Origin of the sequence: Sulfitobacter sp. SH24, assembly GCF_965641895.1 — a bacterium.
Classification (GTDB): Bacteria; Pseudomonadota; Alphaproteobacteria; order Rhodobacterales; family Rhodobacteraceae; genus Sulfitobacter; species Sulfitobacter dubius.
Genome location: NZ_OZ282575.1, coordinates 1095001 through 1115350, shown reverse-complemented (window position 1 = coordinate 1115350; position 20350 = coordinate 1095001). Strand labels below are relative to the sequence as shown.

18 protein-coding genes and 2 rRNA genes are annotated in these 20350 nt (G+C 57.9%); 9 read left to right on the top strand and 11 right to left on the bottom strand.

The window, feature by feature from the left end:
• The first annotated feature begins 109 nt into the window (after positions 1-109).
• On the top strand, positions 110-3511 hold the full coding sequence (locus tag ACSQ16_RS08090) for an indolepyruvate ferredoxin oxidoreductase family protein (RefSeq protein WP_435988725.1): 3402 nt from the start codon (positions 110-112) through the stop codon (positions 3509-3511).
• On the opposite strand, the gene ACSQ16_RS08085 is transcribed toward ACSQ16_RS08090, so the two are convergent.
• Positions 3503-4612 carry a cupin domain-containing protein gene (locus ACSQ16_RS08085; protein WP_243261022.1) on the bottom strand — a complete coding sequence of 370 codons (1110 nt, stop codon included), beginning with the start codon at positions 4610-4612 and terminating at the stop codon, positions 3503-3505. The genes ACSQ16_RS08090 and ACSQ16_RS08085 overlap by 9 nt on opposite strands.
• Positions 4613-5041: 429 nt before the next feature.
• On the opposite strand from ACSQ16_RS08085, the gene ACSQ16_RS08080 reads away from it, so the two are divergent.
• A complete protein-coding gene (locus ACSQ16_RS08080; protein WP_243261023.1) occupies positions 5042-6019 on the top strand; it encodes a response regulator in 978 nt (325 codons plus the stop codon).
• Between the two features lie 73 nt (positions 6020-6092).
• Here the strand turns inward: ACSQ16_RS08080 and ACSQ16_RS08075 are convergent, their stop codons facing one another.
• Both ACSQ16_RS08075 and ACSQ16_RS08070 read right to left on the bottom strand, forming a co-directional pair.
• Positions 6093-6461 carry a hypothetical protein gene (locus ACSQ16_RS08075; RefSeq protein ID WP_317405963.1) on the bottom strand — a complete coding sequence of 123 codons (369 nt, stop codon included), beginning with the start codon at positions 6459-6461 and terminating at the stop codon, positions 6093-6095.
• 1 nt (position 6462) lies between these two features.
• Entirely contained in the window at positions 6463-6702 is a 240-nt protein-coding gene (locus ACSQ16_RS08070; protein WP_093925692.1) for an Lrp/AsnC ligand binding domain-containing protein, read from the bottom strand.
• 160 nt (positions 6703-6862) lie between these two features.
• Here ACSQ16_RS08070 and hisB point away from each other — a divergent pair, with 160 nt between their 5' ends.
• Together hisB and hisH are read left to right on the top strand one after the other, a co-directional pair.
• A complete protein-coding gene (hisB, locus tag ACSQ16_RS08065) occupies positions 6863-7450 on the top strand; it encodes an imidazoleglycerol-phosphate dehydratase HisB (RefSeq protein ID WP_093925691.1) in 588 nt (195 codons plus the stop codon).
• Positions 7451-7454: 4 nt separating this feature from the next.
• Complete coding sequence (gene hisH, locus ACSQ16_RS08060; protein WP_243261025.1) at positions 7455-8093, top strand: imidazole glycerol phosphate synthase subunit HisH; 639 nt, start codon at positions 7455-7457, stop codon at positions 8091-8093.
• A gap of 176 nt (positions 8094-8269) precedes the next feature.
• On the opposite strand, the gene ACSQ16_RS08055 is transcribed toward hisH, so the two are convergent.
• Complete coding sequence (locus tag ACSQ16_RS08055) at positions 8270-8659, bottom strand: DUF2147 domain-containing protein (protein ID WP_093925689.1); 390 nt, start codon at positions 8657-8659, stop codon at positions 8270-8272.
• A 129-nt stretch (positions 8660-8788) separates the two neighbouring features.
• Here ACSQ16_RS08055 and hisA point away from each other — a divergent pair, with 129 nt between their 5' ends.
• Genes hisA through ACSQ16_RS08040 form a run of 3 tightly spaced genes read left to right on the top strand, consistent with a single transcriptional unit; the run spans position 8789 to position 10578 of the window.
• Positions 8789-9508, top strand: coding sequence for a 1-(5-phosphoribosyl)-5-[(5-phosphoribosylamino)methylideneamino]imidazole-4-carboxamide isomerase (hisA, locus tag ACSQ16_RS08050; RefSeq protein ID WP_243261027.1), 720 nt, complete (start codon positions 8789-8791; stop codon positions 9506-9508).
• Between the two features lie 3 nt (positions 9509-9511).
• On the top strand, positions 9512-10273 hold the full coding sequence (gene hisF, locus ACSQ16_RS08045) for an imidazole glycerol phosphate synthase subunit HisF (RefSeq protein ID WP_093925687.1): 762 nt from the start codon (positions 9512-9514) through the stop codon (positions 10271-10273).
• Positions 10270-10578 (top strand): phosphoribosyl-ATP diphosphatase, encoded by a 309-nt coding sequence (locus tag ACSQ16_RS08040; RefSeq protein ID WP_243261028.1) that lies wholly within the window; start codon positions 10270-10272, stop codon positions 10576-10578. Before hisF ends, ACSQ16_RS08040 begins: the two co-directional genes overlap by 4 nt.
• Here the strand turns inward: ACSQ16_RS08040 and ACSQ16_RS08035 are convergent, their stop codons facing one another.
• Positions 10579-10992, bottom strand: a complete 414-nt coding sequence (locus tag ACSQ16_RS08035) for a CoA-binding protein (RefSeq protein WP_243261029.1) — start codon at positions 10990-10992, stop codon at positions 10579-10581.
• Between the two features lie 175 nt (positions 10993-11167).
• Between ACSQ16_RS08035 and ACSQ16_RS08030 the strand changes: the two genes are divergently transcribed.
• Positions 11168-12442, top strand: a complete 1275-nt coding sequence (locus ACSQ16_RS08030; protein ID WP_394805072.1) for an acyl-CoA dehydrogenase family protein — start codon at positions 11168-11170, stop codon at positions 12440-12442.
• 1 nt (position 12443) lies between these two features.
• Positions 12444-13220, top strand: a complete 777-nt coding sequence (locus ACSQ16_RS08025) for an SDR family oxidoreductase (RefSeq protein ID WP_243261030.1) — start codon at positions 12444-12446, stop codon at positions 13218-13220.
• A gap of 9 nt (positions 13221-13229) precedes the next feature.
• Here ACSQ16_RS08025 and ACSQ16_RS08020 read toward each other — a convergent pair whose 3' ends face one another.
• The 6 genes from ACSQ16_RS08020 to ACSQ16_RS07995 all read right to left on the bottom strand — a co-directional run bounded on the left by ACSQ16_RS08020 (position 13230) and on the right by ACSQ16_RS07995 (position 20345).
• Positions 13230-14105, bottom strand: coding sequence for an acyl-CoA thioesterase (locus tag ACSQ16_RS08020; protein WP_243261031.1), 876 nt, complete (start codon positions 14103-14105; stop codon positions 13230-13232).
• Between the two features lie 84 nt (positions 14106-14189).
• Positions 14190-15224, bottom strand: a complete 1035-nt coding sequence (locus ACSQ16_RS08015; protein ID WP_435988724.1) for a phosphotransferase family protein — start codon at positions 15222-15224, stop codon at positions 14190-14192.
• Positions 15221-16213 carry an NAD(P)H-dependent flavin oxidoreductase gene (locus tag ACSQ16_RS08010; protein ID WP_243261033.1) on the bottom strand — a complete coding sequence of 331 codons (993 nt, stop codon included), beginning with the start codon at positions 16211-16213 and terminating at the stop codon, positions 15221-15223. Before ACSQ16_RS08010 ends, ACSQ16_RS08015 begins: the two co-directional genes overlap by 4 nt.
• A 27-nt stretch (positions 16214-16240) precedes the next feature.
• Positions 16241-17062, bottom strand: a complete 822-nt coding sequence (locus ACSQ16_RS08005; RefSeq protein ID WP_317405957.1) for an SDR family oxidoreductase — start codon at positions 17060-17062, stop codon at positions 16241-16243.
• Positions 17063-17277: 215 nt separating this feature from the next.
• A 5S ribosomal RNA gene (gene rrf, locus ACSQ16_RS08000) occupies positions 17278-17392 on the bottom strand.
• Positions 17393-17511: 119 nt separating this feature from the next.
• Positions 17512-20345 (bottom strand): 23S ribosomal RNA (locus ACSQ16_RS07995).
• Between the last annotated feature and the right edge of the window lie 5 nt (positions 20346-20350).

The window sequence follows — 20350 nt, the reverse complement described above, 5'->3', positions numbered from 1 at the left end:
AGATAAATGTTATATCGGTTAATTTACCCGCAAGGACGCCGAAATACCAGAAAGTATGGTACGAAAATTCGCATCTATCGCGCTATACTGTCTGTCTGAGGAGCACCCAATGCCTGAACAACCGCGCGAATTTACCACTTATAAACTCGACGACCGCTATGATCTGACCGAAGGCCGTGTCTTTCTGACCGGGACGCAGGCTTTGGTGCGGATCATGCTGGATCAAGCCCGCCGCGATCGCGATGCAGGGCTCAAGACAGCGGGGTTCGTCTCGGGATATCGCGGCTCACCTTTAGGTGGACTCGACCTTGAATATTGGCGCATTAAGAACCGCGTGGCCGAAGCGGGGGTGAAGTTCCTTCCCGCCGTCAACGAAGATTTGGGCGCCACCGCCGTACTTGGCGCGCAGCAAGCGCATCTTGACCCCCATGCGCAGGTCGAAGGCGTCTTTTCCATGTGGTACGGCAAAGGACCGGGGGTAGACCGCTCTGGCGATGCGCTGAAACATGGCAACGCCTATGGCTCGGCACCCAAAGGCGGCGTGCTGGTGGTCGCGGGCGATGATCATGGCTGTGTGTCGTCCTCGATGCCGCATCAGTCCGACGTGGCCTTCATGTCGTGGTTCATGCCAACACTAAACCCGGCGTCAGTGGCCGAATATCAGGCCTTTGGCGAATACGGCATCGCGCTGTCGCGTTTTTCGGGCACTTGGGTCGGGTTCAAAGCGATATCGGAAACCGTTGAAAGCGGCGCTTCGGTCGATCTGACCCCGGACAGGGTGTTTAACCAACCCGACTACACTGCCCCCGCGGGCGGACTTCATGTGCGTTTAGGTGACCTCCCCTCAGCCGAGATTGAAACGCGCATTCATCACAAACTGGAGGCCGTTCAAGCATTCCTCCGCGCCAATCCGATTGACCGGCACATCTATGACACGCCGGATGCCAACTTTGGCATCGTCACCACCGGCAAAGGCCACCTCGACACGATGGAAGCGCTGCGGCTTTTAGGGCTGGATGAGGTCAAATGCCGCGCACTTGGCATCGACATCTATAAGATCGGCATGGTCTGGCCGCTGGCGCTGGACGATGCGCTCGACTTCGTGAAGGGCAAGCGCGAAGTGCTTGTGATCGAAGAGAAACGCGGAATTATCGAAAGCCAGTTCAAAGAGGCATTTTACGATTGGCCCGGCTCAAAACCCGCGCGGATGGTCGGCAAGCATGATGAAAATCTCAAAGAACTGGTGCCGTGGACGGGCGAGCTGTCGCCGCTAAAACTCGTGCCGATCATCGCCGCACGGCTCAATGCCTTCTTCCCAGACGAGAACCTCGTCGAAAAGGCCCGGGCACTGACCGATCAGCCGCCCGTCTTGCTCAACGTGCCGGGAGCCACCCGCACACCTTACTTCTGCTCAGGCTGTCCGCATAACTCCTCGACAAAGCTGCCCGAAGGGTCGAAAGCCAACTCCGGCATCGGCTGCCACGTGATGGCGTCCTGGATGGACCGTGACACGGCGGGCTTTGCGCAGATGGGCGGCGAAGGTGTGCCGTGGATCGCGACCTCGATGTTCAACGGGGGCAAGCATGTGTTCCAAAACTTGGGCGAAGGAACGTGGTATCATTCTGGCTCTCTGGCGATCCGCCAAGCGGTCGCGGCCAAGACCAATATCACCTATAAAATCCTCTATAACGACGCTGTGGCGATGACGGGCGGGCAACCGGTTGATGGACCGGTTTCGGTCGCGGCCATCGCGCAGGCCTGCCGGGCGGAAGGCGTCGCGCGCATTGCGCTGGTGTCTGACCGACCCGAGTTGTTGTCCAAGTCAGATTTCCCTGCCGAGACCAGCTTTGACCACCGCCGCGATCTGGACCACGTGCAGCGCGAGTTGCGCGAAATTCCGGGCGTCACTGTCCTCATTTACGAACAAACCTGCGCCACCGAAAAACGCCGCAAGCGCAAGCGCGGGCAGATGGAAGACCCCAAGAAATTCGTGATGATCAACGATCTGGTCTGCGAAGGGTGTGGGGACTGTTCGTTGGAATCCAACTGCTTGAGCGTCGAGCCAAAAAAGACCGAGTTCGGCACGAAACGGCAGATCAACCAATCAACCTGTAACAAAGATTACTCCTGCCTGAACGGTTTTTGCCCGTCCTTCGTGACGGTTGAGGGTGGCAGCCGACGCAAACGATCAGGTGCGGGGCTGGACGTGGCCGGGCTGGCTGCGCAATTGCCGATGCCCGCGCTGCCGAAACTCGACCAGCCCTTTAATCTGCTGGTGACCGGTGTTGGCGGCACTGGCGTTGTCACCGTGGGCGCGCTCATCACCATGGCCGCACATCTCGAGGGGCTGGGTTCCAGCGTGCTGGATTTCACCGGCTTTGCGCAAAAGTTCGGCACGGTTCTGGGCTATGTCCGCCTCGCTCAGCGGCCTGAAGATGTGCATCAGGTGCGCATCGACCAAGCCGGCGCAGATGCGGTGATCGGCTGCGATATGGTCGTAAGCTCGGCCCCCAAAGCCTCGGCCCACTATCGCCGGGGCACGCGAATTGTATTGAACCGTGCCGAAATGCCCACCGGTGATCTGGTGCTCAACCGCGATGCCGATCTGCGCATCGATGATCGCGAAGCGGTCATCGCGCAGGCGGTGGGCGCGGACAACCTTAGTGCCTTTGACGCCAACCGCATGGCCGAGGTGTTGATGGGCGATGCGGTCTTTGCCAATGTGATGATGCTGGGGTTTGCGTGGCAAAAAGGACTGGTTCCCGTCTCACTCACCGCTCTTGAACAAGCCATTGAGTTGAACGGCGTCGTGCCTGACAAAAACCGCGCGGCCTTTGGTTTTGGCCGCGTCATGGCGGGCAACCCTCAGGCGATCGAGGCGCATTTTGCCCCAGCCTCCAAGCCCGATGAAACGGTAGAGACGCTGATCGCCCGTCGGATGGAATTCTTGACTGGCTACCAAAACGCCACCTATGCCCAGCGCTACAAAGCACAGATCGATGCGCTGGCCTCCAAACTGCCCGAAGGCTCTGACGAGTTGATGCGCGCAGCGGCTAAATCGCTGTTCAAACTCATGGCCTATAAAGACGAATACGAAGTCGCCCGTTTGCACCGTCAAAGCGGCTTTGAAGATCGGATCGCGGACAGTTTTGAGGGCGATTACAAGGTGCATTACCACCTCGCCCCGCCCGCATGGCCCACTGGTAAGGATGGCCGTGGCCGCCCCAACAAGCGTAAGTTCGGCCCTTGGATGGGCCGCGCCTTTGACCTGCTGGCGGCGATGAAGCCCCTGCGCGGCACATGGGCTGACCCCTTCGCCTATGGCGCTGACCGCAAGCTCGAAGTGGCGCTGATCGGCTGGTTCGAAGACGTCATGGCAAAGGCCCCCGCCCTGCCCCATGACGCGGCTCTTGAGGTGCTCAGCGCGCCGATGGAAATCCGCGGCTACGGCCCGGTGAAAGAGGCCGCCGCCGAGAAGGTGCAGGCCGAGGTTGCAGCCCGCCTAGCCTAAGAGCGTTGTCGCAAAATCACCGCGCAGCCCGGCTTCGAGCAATTCGAGGTCGGGCGAGCACTCAGAATATTGCGCCACCATCCCCGGCGGAATGACAAAGGCATCGCCTGCTTGCAGCCTGCGGCTTTCCTGCCCCTCAGCGCTCAGCACCATGCTGCCTTCCATAACAAAGGTGAAATGAATGTCGGCGTCATGCTTGGCGAGGGGCGGCGTGCCGCCGTCAAACCGCGCCACCTGAATGCCCGCCACGCCCTTGGTCCCCGCCGTGATGCCCGTATCCCGGGCGATGAAGCCCGGAATGCGGAATGGGTGCCAGGTCGCTTGATCCTTAATGTGATGGACAAAGGTTTGGCCATCCCACTCGCGGGCCGGATCGCCTTTGCCGTTCGGCAGGGTCATCTCATGGTCGATGGTCGTCACATGCTCAGCTGGCACGCCGATCTCGATCACCTCAATCGAAGGTGAAGCTTCGACCACCCGGTGCCGGATGCCGGGCGGTTGCGTCACGCAGTCCCCTGCATACAGGCGGATCACATCACCCTGATCTTCGTAGAGCACATCGACCCAGCCACGATAACAAAAGATCAGCTGAAACCCAACCGTATGATAATGAACCATATCCGGCACCGGCCCACCGTCGGGGATGCGAATATGGCTAGCGATGATCGACCCACCCAAACGCGACGGAATCAAATCGCGGTAGTGCATCCCCGCCCGGCCAATTACCCACGGTGCCTCATCCGCAAGCCGTCGGACGGCGAATTCATGCCGAGTTTCCGGCTGTTCGACCTGCGGGGAGCGCGGCACAATTTCAACCGTTGTGCCATTGGGCGCGGTCAACCTGCGCTGACCTTGGGCAAAGCTTTCGGGATCGTCAGTCAGAATACGCAAATGGCCCGGCGCCACGGTTGCGCCTCGTTCAATTCTCACCCGCACCCCATGGCCTGAGAAGCTGGCCACCGACGGATCATCCGCGGGAAAGATGCTTTCAAGCCGCATCCCCAGCACTTTCGTAAAGAAGGGCAGATCGTCCCTAAGCTCCTGCGTAGGCAGTAGAAATTCAGCTGATATATCGTCAGGCATTTGCGTCACATCTTCCATTCCTACGGTTCTGACAGCAGTTGAGCGCGTCACGCCGCAAGCGTCAACTCATAGCGATTAGCCACCCGCGTTAAAGTTCCCAAGAAATCTTGAGGCCTTTCGCGACTCGAACTTTCCAACCGGGTCGAGACCATGAAAACGGCACTTTATCGCCCCGTTTCAGTACCTCAGACCGCAGATTTTTGCCCAGTATTTTGCACATAGAACGCTAAATTGGCTCGCGCATTACGGGAAAGTGGGGCTTTGAACCGATCTCTTGGTGGGAATTCAAAGGTTTCGCAGCATGACAAAATATGGTTTGTAATTCGGTGCACGGCACAAGCTATTGGTGCACCAGCGTCACAATTTCGCCGGGTTTATGGGACTAAATGTAAAGAGAATGTGAAGACACCCGGACTGCCCGTCTGCCCCACGAAAGAGGTGCCAAAAATGAGAATCCTTGCCGTTGACGATGACCCTTTCATCCGCGAGCTCTTGCCCGTCGTTTTCCGCGAGGCTGACTATCCGTATTTGACGTTGGCCGACTCCGGCGCTGCCGCTTTGGACCTGCTGAATTCCACGAAAGAGCATTTTGATTGTCTGCTCTTGGATATCGAGATGCCCGAAATGGACGGCATCACCCTGTGCCGCCGTGTACGTTCTATGGAAGCTTATCAAGACACACCAATTTTGATGGTCACCTCGCGCGCCGATGCAATCTCGATTGAGCGTGCCTTCGCCGCCGGGGCCAATGACTATGTGACCAAGCCGTTTGATGTGAAAGACATCGCAACCCGCGTACATATCGCAGAACGGATGCTTGAAAACACCCAACGCGCCCCGCGCCTTGACCCCCACCATCTGCAAGAGGGCGGCGAGCCCGGTGCACATGGTTTCGCGCTGGCCGATCCGGTGCATATCAATGGTGTTGAGCAATTGGTACTGCCCTTCTCACTGGGGAACTACCTGTCGCAACTCTCGCGGCAACACCTCGATATCTGCCAGGTTTTCGCAGCCAAGATCGAACATATCGATGGGCTTTACGCCACCTGCAACAGCCGTGAATTTGCCCGCGCCATCGCCTCTGCTGCCACAGCAATTGCCCGCGTGGTCGATTGCCCGCAACTTCTGATGACCCACAATGGGTCGGGCACGCTGCTTTGCATCGTAACCGGTGACAGCCTGCCTGCATGGCCCGAAATCGAAGTGTTGATACAAGGGGAGTTGGACGGAATGGACCTGCGCCATGACGACAACACTCCAATGTCAGTGATGTTGTCGGTTGGTGGCCCGATCCAACCCAACGCCAGCCGCACCCAGCGGGTTAGAAAGACGTTCGACCGCGCCATTCGCCGTGTAGCGATGCGCCAAAAGATCAAACTGGACACGACGCCGTCTGAGAAACCTTCTGTTTCCGCCGCGCATTAACTTACGCCGATATCGCCAATGAAAAACCCGCCGTTTTGGCGGGTTTTCTCATTCCAAACCGCGCTTAGTCGGTTCAGTTGATTGGGAACTGCACCAAACACCGCTCAGCAATGCGGCGATAATCTTCTAGCGTGTCGGGCACACTGCGGCGATCGCGCATCACCTCCATCGCCGCGCGCTTCTGGGCCCATGTCCCTTCAACGTGGCGGTCAAGAATGCGGACGGTGATACCCAGCATCACGTTTTTCTCACCTTCACCGATCATCTCAGCCGCCGACAACGCCACGGCGGTCAGCGCCAAAGTATTGGCACAGCGTAGCGCTGCGGCTTCACGCCCTTCATAGACACGCTGCGCAGCCGTGGCGGCGCCGGGCAAGGCCAACACTGCGGCGAGTGACAAAACGGAAAGCGTGACTGGGACTAGTGAGATTGAACGCGGCACCTCAGAAAACCTTGAAGGTCATCGTGGTGAGGGAACGCTCAATCCCGTCGATATCCAGCAGGTTATCATTGATATAAACGCCTACATCTTCGCCTTTCGGGATATAAAGCTTCATCAACAAGTCATATTCACCGGAAGTCGAGTAAAGCTCCGAATGAATTTCGCGCAGGGCGATTTCCTCGGCCACGCGATATGTCGTGCCCGGTCGGCAGCGGATCTGGATGAATACGCAGGTGGTCATGTCTCGCCTCTTTCTGGGATTTGGCTCAAGCTGACATATGGGCCCTGCCCCCGCAATCCCCGATCGTGTTAACCGGCCGCAAAGGCAAGGCACCGCTTGGGCTTGGCGTGGCGGCCCGCCCTGTTATAAGGACGCTGCAATTGCCCTTCGGAGATGCCCCATGCGTCGCAGCACCCTAACCCGCACCACTGCCGAGACTGATATCACCGTCGAGTTAAACCTCGATGGCACTGGCAGCTACGACAATGAAACCGGCGTGGGGTTCTTTGACCACATGCTTGACCAATTGTCGCGCCATTCGTTGATCGACATCAAGGTGCGTGCCAAGGGCGATTTGCACATCGACGATCACCACACGGTCGAAGATGTGGGCATCACATTGGGCCAAGCGTTGGCCCAAGCGCTTGATGACAAACGCGGCATCCGCCGCTATGGGTCTTGTCTGCTGGCGATGGATGACGCGCAAATCCGCTGCGCGCTGGACCTATCAGCGCGGCCGTTCCTGATCTGGAACGTAGATTTCCCAACCAGCAGCATCGGCACTTTCGACACCGAATTGGTCCGCGAGTTCTTCCAAGCGCTCAGCACCCATGGTGGCATTACTCTCCATGTCGATGCGCTGCATGGCTTCAACAGCCACCACATCGCCGAAGCGGCGTTTAAATCCGTCGCCCGCGCCCTGAGAGAAGCGGTGGAAACCGACCCTCGAAAGGCAGATGCTATCCCCTCCACCAAGGGCGCATTGTGATCTGATGCTGACAGCAATCATCGACTACGAATCCGGCAACCTACACTCGGCGCATAAAGCGTTTGAGCGTATGGCCCGCGAGACCGGCACCGGCGAGGTCACTGTTACGGCTGACGCTGATGTTGTTGCCCGCGCCGACCGGCTGGTCCTGCCCGGCGATGGCGCTTTCCCCGCCTGTATGGCAGCGCTGAAAGGCGCAGGCGGCCTCTACGACGCGATGGTCGAAGCTGTCGAAGAGAAGGGCCGCCCCTTTCTCGGCATCTGTGTTGGCATGCAACTGATGGCAAGCATCGGCCGTGAATACAAAGACACCCCCGGCCTTGGTTGGATTGATGGTGAGGTGACCGAGATCGCGCCTTCAGACCCGAAACTGAAGGTTCCGCATATGGGCTGGAACGATCTGGTAATTGACCACCCCCACAAAGTCTTCGATGGGTTGGAAACCGGCGATCACACCTATTTTGTCCATAGCTACCATATGGCGGTGACGGATCAGGCGGAACGTTTGGCCCACGTCGACTACGGTTGCGAGGTCACCGCGATCATTGGGCGCGATACAATGCTGGGCATGCAATTCCACCCGGAAAAAAGCCAAACCACCGGGCTGCGGCTCATCTCAAACTTTTTAAACTGGAAGCCTTAAGCGGGAACGCCCGCTGCATCGTGGGACGGTATTTAAGAAAGGATGAAGATGAGAAGGACTTCCTATTTTCATCTTTTTACAAATACCTCTGCGCTGCACTCTTGCCACTCCTGACACCAAAAAAGGCGCGGAAGTTTTCCCCGCGCCTTCCCAACTTCAGCGTTGCTGAGCGCCTGTTAATTGATGCGTGCCCATGTCTGCTTGGAACAGATCAGCCCGCCTGCAACACAGCCCGAGAGCTTTAGCGAGTTGCCCGAGACTTCCATCTTGCCGATATAGATTTTGCCATTCGACGGGCGCCAGACTTTGCCCGCGTATTTACCGCCGCCTTCGGGCTTCATATCAATTACCAGCGTTTTCCCGATATTTGGTGATTTATATTCGCCGCTGTTGTTAAAGGTCCGGGTGATGGTGCCGCAGACCGCCCCACCGCAGGGGGCCATTTTGACATGTGCATAGGCACCATCATCGACCTGTGTCTGCCATGTACCTACCGCCGGGTCCGCCGCTTGGGCTGCCCCCGCCATACCCAAGCCCAGAAGGGCCGCTGCAATAATCTGTTTCATGATCTCTCCTCCCGATCTTATTTCACTGTTATCGATCACCCTCTTTCGAGCAAGACTGACCTTGGGTCGCGTTGCAAAATCTGTGACGACGTGCAAAAGGAACCCAACATTCAAAACAAGGGCCCGGCCATGATCCTCTATCCCGCCATCGATCTTAAAGACGGTCAGGCCGTGCGCCTCGTGCATGGTGACATGGACCGCGCCACGGTGTTCAACGACGACCCCGCCGCGCAGGCGCTCAGCTTTGTTGACGCGGGCTGTGAATGGCTTCATCTGGTTGATCTCAATGGTGCCTTTGCCGGTGCTCCGGTCAACGCGGCCCCGGTCGAAGCGATATTGAAAGCTTGCAAAGTGCCTGCGCAACTTGGTGGTGGCATCCGCGATATGGCAACGATCGAGAGTTGGCTTGATAAAGGGCTGGCGCGGGTGATTTTGGGGACTGTAGCCGTTGAGGACCCCGATCTGGTGCGCGAGGCCGCCGCCGCCTTCCCCGATCAAGTAGCCGTTGGGATCGACGCGCGTAATGGGCGCGTTGCGACCAAGGGCTGGGCGACAGAGACAGATGTGATGGCCACCGATCTTGCAAAGTCCTTTGAGGACGCAGGCGTGGCGGCGATCATCTATACGGATATTAACCGCGATGGCGCGATGGGCGGTCCGAATGTGAGCGCCACCGCCGATCTGGCGCGGGCGGTCTCGATCCCGGTAATTGCCTCTGGCGGGGTGTCGTCGCTCGAAGACCTTGCAGCGCTGCGCGATACAGGCGTGATCGAGGGCGCGATCTCGGGTCGGGCGCTTTATGATGGGGCGATTAATCTGGCTGCAGCGATGAAAATGTTGAAGGGCTAAGCGATGCTAAAGACCCGCATCATCCCCTGTCTTGACGTGGCCGATGGGCGCGTGGTGAAAGGCGTGAATTTTGTTGGCCTGCGGGATGCGGGTGATCCGGTGGATGCCGCGATTGCCTATGATGCGGCAGGCGCGGATGAACTGTGTTTCCTCGACATTCACGCGACCCATGAAAACCGCGGCACGATGTTTGATCTGGTCACGCGTACGGCAGAGCATTGTTATATTCCGTTGACCGTGGGCGGCGGTGTTCGGACCGTAGCAGACGTGCGTGCCTTATTGCTTGCTGGGGCGGATAAGGTCAGCTTCAATTCTGCCGCAGTCGCCAACCCGGATGTGATTGCCGAAGCCGCGGATCATTTCGGCAGCCAATGCATTGTCTGCGCCATAGACGCTAAGACCGTAAGCCCCGGAAAATGGGAGATTTTCACCCATGGTGGGCGCAAACCTACAGGGATTGATGCGGTGGAATTTGCAAAGTTGGTTGCGGAGAAGGGCGCAGGGGAAATCTTGCTGACTTCGATGGACCGCGACGGCACGAAACAGGGATTCAACCTGCCGCTGACCCGGGCGATTTCGGACGCGGTTTCGGTGCCGGTGATCGCCTCCGGCGGGGTCGGCAATTTGGATCACCTCGTCGACGGGGTGATCGAGGGCGGCGCCTCGGCCGTGTTGGCGGCATCCATCTTTCACTTCGGCGAATATACCGTGCAGGAGGCCAAGCAGCATATGGCTGCCGCCGGCATTCCGATGAGGCTCGCATGACACTTGATGATCTTTACGCCACGATCCTCAGCCGCAAAGAGGCTGATCCGTCAAGCAGTTGGACTGCGCAACTGTTGGCCAAGGGGCCGGAAAAATGCGCCGAGAAATTTGGCGAAGAAGCCGTCGAGGCGATCATTGAGGCGGTGAAGAATGACCGCGCTGGCCTCACCTCTGAGGCCGCAGATGTGCTCTACCACCTGTTGGTGATGTTGGCGGCGCGGGATGTGCCGCTGAGCGATGTGCTGGACGAACTGGCGCGTCGCCAGTCGACCTCGGGCATCGCCGAGAAGGCCGCGCGCAAGTAATCACCCAAGCAGGCGCGGAATTTCCACCTTGGGGCAGCGGTCTTGGATCACATCCACGCCGCGTGCTTCGGCCTTCGCCGCGGCTTCGGCATTGGTAATCCCCATCTGCATCCAGATCGTTTCCAGTTCGGGGAAGGCGGCGAGCGCCTCATCAACGACGGGTGGCACATCCTCTGAGCGGCGGAAGATATCAACCATCTGCACCGGCGGGTCAATCTCGGCCAGAGTGGCGACGATGGTCTTACCAAAGACCTCTTTGCCCGCATGCATGGGGTTGACCGGCACCACGTCATAGCCCTTTTGCTGAAGGTATTCAGCAACATAATGGCTGGGCCGCGTCGGGTTGGGGGATACGCCAACCACCGCAATGCGGCGGGTGCGGGTGAGAACGTCTTTGATCAATGCATCTGTCATGACCCAAACCTAAGCGCATAAGCATAAGTTTCAATGCCGCTATGACGCCGCGTCAACCGCAACGCATTCCCCTGCCCACGATTGGCAAGTCTGCGGCTATTGCATAGGCTCACCCCAAACGCGCCGCGCGGAGGAGTGCGGGGGCGTATCATACCATCATCACCGGGAGCACAGGATGATCGATCAGACCTTGGACATGAACAATCTCGAAATGTCGGAGAAGGCCAAGCCGCTTTTGGCCGCAGTTATCAAGCACATCCGCGAGAATGTCGATCCGATCACCGAAGAGTTCTTTCGCCTCGGCGAAGGACGCGCCGACCGTTGGTCCTATGCGCCGGGTCAATTGGAACTGCTCGACGGGGCCAAGCAAAAGGCGCGTGAGGCGGGGTTGTGGAACTTCTTTCTGCCCAATGCCGAGACAGGCGAAGGGCTGGCAAACCTTGATTATGCTTATATCGCGGCAGAGTTGGGCAAAAGCCCGCTGGCGCCGGAAACCCTGAACTGCTCTGCTCCTGACACGGGCAATATGGAGGTGCTGGAGCGCGTCGGCACGCCTGAGCAGAAAGAGCGTTGGCTGAAGCCACTGCTGGCGGGGGAAATTCGCTCGGCTTTTGCGATGACCGAACCGGACGTAGCCTCCTCTGATGCGCGCAACATTTCGACCAGCGCGGTACTGGACGGTGACGATTGGGTCATCAACGGCGAGAAATTCTATATCTCCGGTGCGGGTGATCCACGGTGTAAGATCATGATTGTCATGGTAAAAACCTCGCCCGACGCGGAGACGTTCCGGCAACAAAGCCAGATCCTCGTGCCGATTGATGCGCCGGGCGTTGAAATCCTCGGACCAATGCATGTGTTTGGCCATGACGACGCGCCGCATGGGCATATGCACATCCGCTTTACCGATGTGCGCGTGCCGCGTGAAAACGTGCTTTGGGGCGAAGGGCGCGGGTTTGAGATCAGCCAAGTGCGGCTTGGACCGGGGCGGATTCACCATTGCATGCGCTCCATCGGATCGGCGGAAAAAGCGCTGGATCTGATGATTGAGCGCGGGCTGGGGCGCGAGGCCTTTGGTAAGAAAATCATCGACCTAGGCAAGAACATGGAGACCATCAGCCGCGCGCGGATCGACATTGAAGCGATGCGGCTCATGGTGTTGAAGGCCGCCAAAGCGATGGATGTGCTGGGCAACAAAGAGGCCCGCATCTGGGTCAGCATGATTAAGGCGCTGGTGCCGGAAAAGGCCTGCGAGATCATCGACGCCTCCATGCAGGTGCATGGCGCGACGGGGATGAGCCAGTGGAGCCCGCTGTCAGGCATGTACACTTGGCAGCGGGCGCTGCGCTTTGCTGACGGGCCGGATGAGGTGCATCATCAGGTGATCGCGCGGGCCGAAGTGAAGGCGTTTCAGGCGTCGAACACACGCGGCTCCGACGGCGACAGCTGACATGGAGTTGCATGGCCGCGTCATCGTTATCACCGGGGCCGCCAGCGGCATCGGGCGGGCCATGGCCCTGCGCTTTGCCGAGGAATCGCCCGCGCATCTGGTCTGTGTGGATATCGACGGCCCGGGGGCCGAGGCGACGGCGGCCGAGGTTGGCGGCACCGGCTTTCGCGTCGATGTCGCACATGAGGTCGAGATCGCCCAGCTGATCGAAACCGTCGAGCGTGACATTGGGCCGATTGATCTCTTTTGTTCCAACGCCGGTATCTCGGTCGAGGGCGGTGTCGAAGTGCCGGATGCCGATTGGCAGCGCATTTGGGAGATCAACGTGATGAGCCATGTGCGCGCCGCGCGGCATCTGGTGCCGCTGATGCGCGCGCGGGGCGGAGGCTATTTGCTTAACACCGCCTCGGCAGCGGGTCTGCTCAATCAGGTCGGGGCCGCGCCCTATGGGGTGACCAAACACGCCGCCGTTGGCCTCGCTGAATGGCTGGCCATGACCTATGGCGATGATGGGATCAAGGTTTCCGTGCTTTGCCCGCAGGCGGTGCGGACCGAAATGATGCGCGGGTTGGAGGATCATGTCGCCGCGATCGACGGCATGCTTGAGCCAGAACCGGTGGCCGACGCCTGTGTGCAGGCGATCCGCAATGAGGTGTTTCTGGTGCTGCCGCATCCGCAGGTGCGCGACTATATACAAGGCAAGGCGCAGGACTATGACCGCTGGATCGGCGGGATGCGCAAATTAAACCGACGGTTTGGGACACCCGACGCGACCTAACATCAGGCCTTAGCTTTCGCTTTTCGGACGTATCGGGCGCAGCAGCCCCTCTTGCGCTACGCTCGCCACCAACTGCCCGTTCTGATTGTAAATCATCCCGCGATTAAACCCGCGCGCTCCGCCGGTAAACGGCGCATCCAACGCATAGAGGTGCCATTCATCAAAGCGGATCGGCGCGTGGAACCACATGGCATGGTCAAGGCTCGCCGTCATCACCTTGCCCTGAAACCATGTCAGGCCATGCGGCCGTAGGGAAGAGCCCAAGAGGTTCATATCAGAAGCATAGGCCAGCAGCGCGTGCTGCATCACCGGCCCCTGTCCTTCGGCGGCAGCCATGCGGAACCAAAGATAGTTACGGTCGCCGACCTTTTCAGGTGTCAAGAAATCGCGCGGCTCGACCTCGCGGATCTCAATTGGCCGCTCGCGCAGAAAGTCCCCACGATATTTTTCGGGGAGCTTTTCCGCAAAAGCTTCGCGCAGCTCAGGTCTGTCCGGCCAGTTGTCGGGGGCGGAGACCTGCGGCATCTCATGCTGCCAGTCAAAGCCGTCTTCCTCCACCTGAAAGGACGCCGAGAGGTTAAGAATTTGCTTGCCATGCTGGATCGCCACCACCCGCCGTGTGGTGAAGCTGCCGCCATCACGGGCGCGGTCGACCTGATAGATCACGGGAATTTTCGGGTCTCCGGGGCGCATGAAGTAGGCATGGAGCGAATGGCAGGTGCGGCCCGGCACCGTGCGGTAAGCCGCCATCAGCGCCTGCGCGATGACGTGGCCACCGAAAATGCGCATCGAAGTCTCGCCCCCAGCACCCGTGCCGCGAAACAGATCAACTTCAAGCTGCTCTATATCCAGCAGATCAAGCAATTGGCGCGCAGCGTTGGTCATGGGTCATCCTTCCGGGCCGGGGGTATTCCCCCTAGCAACAGGTTTTCGCGCCAAAGCTCAAGCGGCAAAAGCCTGCGGCTCCGGTCAGGCGTCGCGATCCAGCGCCTCTAGCCCATGGCGCGCAAAAACTGGCACATACTGCCCTAATTTCAGACTATATTCAGGGTTTGACGCATTCCCATCCAACGCGCGTTTCAACACGCCCTGAATGATCGCTGCCATCCGGAAAAAGCAGAAGGCGAGATAGTAACCGAAATTATCAATCCCCTTCAGCCCACGCCGACGGCAGTAGGCTGCGATAAACTCCGCATCCGTCGGCAGGCCAAGCGCCTTGCGGTCTACGCCTGCCAGCCCGCGGCCCTCGGCCCCAACAGGCATTTGCCATTGCATGATGACCGCGGCCAGATCGGCAAAGGGGTGGCCAATGGTCGAAAGCTCCCAATCCAAAACCGCGCGGCAGGCGGTGCCATAGGTGTCGAAGATCATATTGTCGATGCGGTAATCACCATGGACCAGCGTGCGCTGCCCGTCATCTTCGGGCAGATTGTCGGCCAACCGCTGCATCAATTGATCCATGTCAGGCTGTTTTTCAGTCTCAGACGCACGGTATTGTTTCGACCAGCGGGCAACCTGACGCTCGAAATAATTGCCGGGCGGGCCATAATCCGTCAGACCGATCGCATTGATGTCCACTTCATGCAGCGCGGCCAGAACGCCGTTCATTTCATCCATGACTTCGGCCCGCTGTTTGGGCTCCAACTCCGGCAGGGTCGGGTCATTGAAATTCCGCCCCGGTACATGGTCCATCACATAGAAGGTCGATCCAATAACGCTTTCATCCTCGCAAAGCAGGTGCATCTTGGCGACTGGCACTTGGCTGTCCGCAAGCGCCTTTTGCACGCGAAACTCCCGATCCACCGCATGGGCCGATTTCAGCAGTACACCGGGGGGCTTGCGGCGCAGCACATAGTCATGCGCAGGGGTAGAGAGCAGAAAGGTCGGGTTAGATTGCCCCGCCTGAAACTTGGTCACCTCCAACGGCCCGGCAAAGCCCGGAAGGTTCGCTTCCAACCACCGGCTTACGGCCACTTCGTCTAAAGTTTGGGTATCCGTGCTCATCGTGCAAATTCCGCCGCCATCCGTGCCCCGGCGGCGAGATACTCGGCCTCGATCCGGTCGACCAATTCAGCAGCCCCGGCGATTTGCTTGACCGCACCAATGCCTTGCCCAGCACCCCAGATCTCTTTCCATGCCTTGGGTTTGGACGACCCATCTCCGAAATTCATCGAAGAGGCATCCGCCGACGGCAGATTGTCCGGGTCCAGCCCCGCCGCTTCGATCGATGGTCTGAGGTAGTTGCCCGACACCCCAGTAAAGAGCGACGAAGTCACGATGTCATCTGCCCCACCCGAAACGATCATATCCTTGTACCCGGGCACCGCATTTGCTTCTCGCGTGGCGATAAAGGCTGATCCCATATAGCCCAAATCCGCCCCCATCGCCCGCGCGGCCAAAAGCCCCTCGCCCGTGGCCAGCGCACCGGACAACAACAGCGGCCCATCAAACCACTCACGAATTTCACGGATCAGCGCAAAGGGCGATTGCGGCCCGGCATGCCCCCCTGCCCCAGCGGCGACCGCGATCAATCCGTCGGCACCTTTTTCGATCGCTTTGTGGGCAAACCGATTGTTGATGATGTCATGCAGCACGATACCGCCGCAGGAATGGGCAGCCTCGTTAACCTCCTCCCGCGCACCAAGAGAGGTAATCCAGATCGGCACCTTATGCTTTACGCAAATCTCAAGGTCGCGGTTCAAGCGGCTGTTGGAGCGGTGTACGATCTGATTCACCGCAAAAGGTGCTGCTGGTTGGTCTGGGTTCTCTTGATTGTGCTTGTCCAAAGCTTCGGCGATCTGCGTCAGCCAAGCGTCGAGCAGTGGCGGCTCTCCTTCGGCCTCACGCGCGTTGAGCGCCGGGAACGATCCAACAATCCCCGCCTTACATTGTGCGACGACCAACTCTGGCCCCGACAGGATGAACATCGGCGAGGCGACCAGCGGCAGGCGAAGCCCCTGCAAAGCTTGGGGTAAATGGCTGTCGTTACGCATGGGCAGCCTCGGCGGTTATTGTGGTGTTCATGGCAGTGCCCTCTCAAATATATTCGGTCCCGACATCACATTGATGCCCCCGCTAACCGGAATTACAGCCCCGGTCACATAAGCGCCACCGCGTCCGCAAAGGAACAGCATGCAGCCCCCGATATCTTCTTCCCGACCGACACGACCCAGCGGAACGTCTTTGCCCACGGCCGCGCGGGTGGTTTCATCTTGTGTCGCAAATGCTGTCATCCGCGACACAAATGGCCCCGGTGCTAAGGCATTAACGGTAATCGCATCGCTGGCGAGTTCTTTCGCGAGGATTTTGCTCAGGTGAATGACCGCCGCCTTGGAGGCCGAATAGCTATACGCGCCATCGCCCATCTCGCGTTCGCCCATGACCGAGCCCACATTAACAACCCGCGCGGGATCATCCGCCGTGGCCCCGGCCCGCAAAAGCGGCAAGAGTTTTTGCGTTAGGTCGAACAATCCGGCGACATTCACGCCCATCACCTTATCCCAGGCGCGGAAGGGGAAGTGCCCCAAAGGTGCACCCCAAGTTGCACCGGCGTTGTTCATCAAGATATTCAATTGATCACACCGGGCGTGAACCTCGGCTACCAGCGCATCGACACCTTCCTCACTGCCGACATCTCCGGCAAACCCTTCGGCACTGCCGCGGGCGCCAAGCGCATTTAACTCTGTGGCGACAGCCTCACAGGCCTCACCGTTCCGGCTGGCCAACAGAACCCGCGCACCCGCCCGGACCAAGACTTCGGCAGCCATTCGCCCGATGCCCGTCGCACCGCCAGTAATGAGCGCGGTTTTCCCATCGAGCCTAAAAAGCGTTTCAATATCCATACCCGGCCTCCCCGCCCCTCGCTTGTCGGTACTGTGACAGGGAGTTTGGCAGGGTCAAGCCGATGGGGGCCCAGGCGCGCAGCAACCGTGCGGAAAAACTGTGAGAAGGATGATGCTGTTTCACAAAGCAAAACCGCCGCAGCTTTTTGCGGCTGCGGCGGTTTTGTTTAATATTGGTTATCGTGGAGAGATACTGTTTTTGAGGACCTTATTAGGTTTGGCGATGACCTACTCTCCCACGTCTTAAGACGCAGTACCATCGGCGCTACGGCACTTAACGGCTGGGTTCGGGATGGGACCAGGTGTTTTGCTCGCGCTATGATCACCAAACCAAATAAAGTCCTCACAGTCGCTGTTGCATGGCAGAGCGCTGTTTGTTCCAAGTCATGTACCACTGATTGTATGTGTATGCTTTTGATTGATAAGTCGAAGTCTTGCTTCTACTGGATCAAATCAAGCCTATCGAGCAATTAGTACCAGTCAACTGAACGTGTTACCACGCTTACATCTCTGGCCTATCGACGAGGTGGTCTACCTCGGCTCTCAGGGATACCTTGTTTTGAGGGGGGCTTCCCGCTTAGATGCCTTCAGCGGTTATCCTGTCCGATCATAGCTACCCAGCACTGCTATTGGCATAACAACTGGTCCACCAGTGGATCGTTCACCCCGGTCCTCTCGTACTAGGGGCAACTCCTCTCAAGTATCCTACACCCACGGAAGATAGGGACCGAACTGTCTCACGACGTTCTAAACCCAGCTCACGTACCTCTTTAAACGGCGAACAGCCGTACCCTTGGGACCTGCTCCAGCCCCAGGATGAGATGAGCCGACATCGAGGTGCCAAACACTGCCGTCGATATGGACTCTTGGGCAGTATCAGCCTGTTATCCCCGGCGTACCTTTTATCCGTTGAGCGATGGCCCTCCCACTTGGGACCACCGGATCACTATGGCCGTCTTTCGACTCTGCTCGACTTGTCAGTCTCGCAGTCAGGCTGGCTTCTGCCATTGCACTCAACGAGCGATTTCCGACCGCTCTGAGCCAACCTTCGCGCGCCTCCGTTACGATTTAGGAGGCGACCGCCCCAGTCAAACTACCCGCCACACAGGGTCCCGGAACCGGATAACGGTCCGCGGTTAGACATCAAGCAGAACAAGGGTGGTATCTCAAGGGAGGCTCCACCGAGACTGGCGTCTCGGTTTCAAAGCCCACCACCTATCCTGCACATGTTCGGCCTAATGCCAGTGTGAAGCTGTAGTAAAGGTGCACGGGGTCTTTCCGTCTAACCGCGGGTAACCGGCATCTTGACCGGTAATTCAATTTCGCTGAGTCTATGTTGGAGACAGCGGGGAAGTCGTTACGCCATTCGTGCAGGTCGGAACTTACCCGACAAGGAATTTCGCTACCTTAGGACCGTTATAGTTACGGCCGCCGTTTACCTGGGCTTCAATTCAGAGCTCTCACCCCTCCTTTTAACCTTCAGGCACCGGGCAGGCGTCAGACCCTATACGTCGTCTTACGACTTCGCAGAGCCCTGTGTTTTTAATAAACAGTCGCCACCCCCTGGTTTGTGCCCCCAGCCCCTAGTTGCCTAGGAACCGGGCCTCCTTCTCGCGAACTTACGGAGGTATTTTGCCGAGTTCCTTCAACATAGTTCTCTCAAGCGCCTTGGTATTCTCTACCTGTCCACCTGTGTCGGTTTAGGGTACGATCTAGCGATGGAGCTATTTCCAGGGACCTCTAAGCAGCCCATTCAATCCGATAAGGATGAACTACCCTCGAGATCCGTCACTTCCATCTGGCCCAGGAATATTAACCTGGTTCCCATCGACTACGCCTTTCGGCCTCGCCTTAGGGGTCGGCTTACCCTGCTCAGATTAGCTTTAAGCAGGAACCCTTGGACTTTCGGCGAGAGTGTCTCTCACACTCTTTGTCGCTACTCATGTCATCATTCTCACTAGTGATCTCTCCACCGGATCGCTCACGCGCCAGCTTCACAGAAAGCTCCTTGTGTCCAACCCGTCCCGAGGGACGATAAGGACACATGGAACTATGTCACACTACGCTCTGCTACCATGCAATAAATGCATCCTCAGCTTCGGCTCATGGCTTGAGCCCCGTTACATCTTCGCCGCAAGACAACTTATTTAGACCAGTGAGCTGTTACGCTATCTTTAAAGGATGGCTGCTTCTAAGCCAACCTCCTGGTTGTTTTGGTCGTCTCACCTGCTTTCCCACTTAGCCATGAATTAGGGGCCTTAGCTGGAGGTTAGGGTTGTTTCCCTCTTCACGACGGACGTTAGCATTCGCCGTGTGTCTGCCGACTAGTACTCCTCGGTATTCGGAGTTTGGTTAGGATCAGTAAGCCTGTGGGGCCCCATTACCCATCCAGTGCTCTACCCCCGAGGGTATTCGGTCGACGCTCTACCTAAATAGATTTCGCAGAGAACCAGCTATCTCCGAGTTTGATTGGCCTTTCACCCCTAGGCACAGCTCATCCCGATCTTTTTCAACAGATGTGGGTTCGGTCCTCCAATAAGTGTTACCTTATCTTCAACCTGGCCATGCCTAGATCACTCGGTTTCGGGTCTGATCCCACGAACTCAACGCCCTATTAAGACTCGCTTTCGCTACGCCTACACCTAACGGCTTAAGCTTGCTCGTGAGACCAAGTCGATGACCCATTATACAAAAGGTACGCTGTCAGGACGCAAGGTCCCTCCAACTGTTTGTAGGCGTTCGGTTTCAGGTACTGTTTCACTCCCCTCGTCGGGGTGCTTTTCACCTTTCCCTCACGGTACTGGTTCACTATCGGTCAGTAAGGAGTACTTAGCCTTCGAAGGTGGTCCTCCGATCTTCAGACAGAATTTCACGTGTTCCGCCCTACTTAATACGTCCAATCATGCTTCTTATACGGGACTATCACCCACTTTGGTTGCGCATTCCAACGCATTCTAACCACACTCATGGCTCGGCTGGTCCCCGTTCGCTCGCCGCTACTAGGGGAGTATCATATTGATTTCCTTTCCTCCGGGTACTTAGATGTTTCAGTTCCCCGGGTTTGCCTTTTTAAGCCTATATATTCAGCCTAAAAATACCTGGTTTACCAAGTTATTAGCTGCACCGAAGTGCAGTAATAACAAAGTATCAGGTGGGTTGCCCCATTCAGAAATCCATGGATCAAAGCTTATTCTCAGCTCCCCATGGCTTATCGCAGAGTATCACGTCTTTCATCGCCTCTTACTGCCAAGGCATTCACCAAACGCCCTTTTCGCGCTTGATTTGATC

Bases quoted from the DNA above. Each gene is read 5' to 3' on its own strand.
- hisF (WP_093925687.1), top strand. From the start codon at position 9,512: ATGCTAAAGACCCGCATCATCCCCTGTCTTGACGTGGCCGATGGGCGC.
- ACSQ16_RS08090 (WP_435988725.1), top strand. From the start codon at position 110: ATGCCTGAACAACCGCGCGAATTTACCACTTATAAACTCGACGACCGC.
- ACSQ16_RS08030 (WP_394805072.1), top strand. From the start codon at position 11,168: ATGATCGATCAGACCTTGGACATGAACAATCTCGAAATGTCGGAGAAG.
- ACSQ16_RS08070 (WP_093925692.1), bottom strand. From the start codon at position 6,702: ATGACCACCTGCGTATTCATCCAGATCCGCTGCCGACCGGGCACGACA.
- ACSQ16_RS08040 (WP_243261028.1), top strand. From the start codon at position 10,270: ATGACACTTGATGATCTTTACGCCACGATCCTCAGCCGCAAAGAGGCT.
- ACSQ16_RS08010 (WP_243261033.1), bottom strand. From the start codon at position 16,213: ATGCGTAACGACAGCCATTTACCCCAAGCTTTGCAGGGGCTTCGCCTG.
- ACSQ16_RS08055 (WP_093925689.1), bottom strand. From the start codon at position 8,659: ATGAAACAGATTATTGCAGCGGCCCTTCTGGGCTTGGGTATGGCGGGG.
- ACSQ16_RS08015 (WP_435988724.1), bottom strand. From the start codon at position 15,224: ATGAGCACGGATACCCAAACTTTAGACGAAGTGGCCGTAAGCCGGTGG.
- ACSQ16_RS08020 (WP_243261031.1), bottom strand. From the start codon at position 14,105: ATGACCAACGCTGCGCGCCAATTGCTTGATCTGCTGGATATAGAGCAG.
- hisA (WP_243261027.1), top strand. From the start codon at position 8,789: ATGATCCTCTATCCCGCCATCGATCTTAAAGACGGTCAGGCCGTGCGC.
- hisB (WP_093925691.1), top strand. From the start codon at position 6,863: ATGCGTCGCAGCACCCTAACCCGCACCACTGCCGAGACTGATATCACC.
- ACSQ16_RS08025 (WP_243261030.1), top strand. From the start codon at position 12,444: ATGGAGTTGCATGGCCGCGTCATCGTTATCACCGGGGCCGCCAGCGGC.
- hisH (WP_243261025.1), top strand. From the start codon at position 7,455: ATGCTGACAGCAATCATCGACTACGAATCCGGCAACCTACACTCGGCG.
- ACSQ16_RS08085 (WP_243261022.1), bottom strand. From the start codon at position 4,612: ATGGAAGATGTGACGCAAATGCCTGACGATATATCAGCTGAATTTCTA.
- ACSQ16_RS08080 (WP_243261023.1), top strand. From the start codon at position 5,042: ATGAGAATCCTTGCCGTTGACGATGACCCTTTCATCCGCGAGCTCTTG.
- ACSQ16_RS08005 (WP_317405957.1), bottom strand. From the start codon at position 17,062: ATGGATATTGAAACGCTTTTTAGGCTCGATGGGAAAACCGCGCTCATT.
- ACSQ16_RS08035 (WP_243261029.1), bottom strand. From the start codon at position 10,992: ATGACAGATGCATTGATCAAAGACGTTCTCACCCGCACCCGCCGCATT.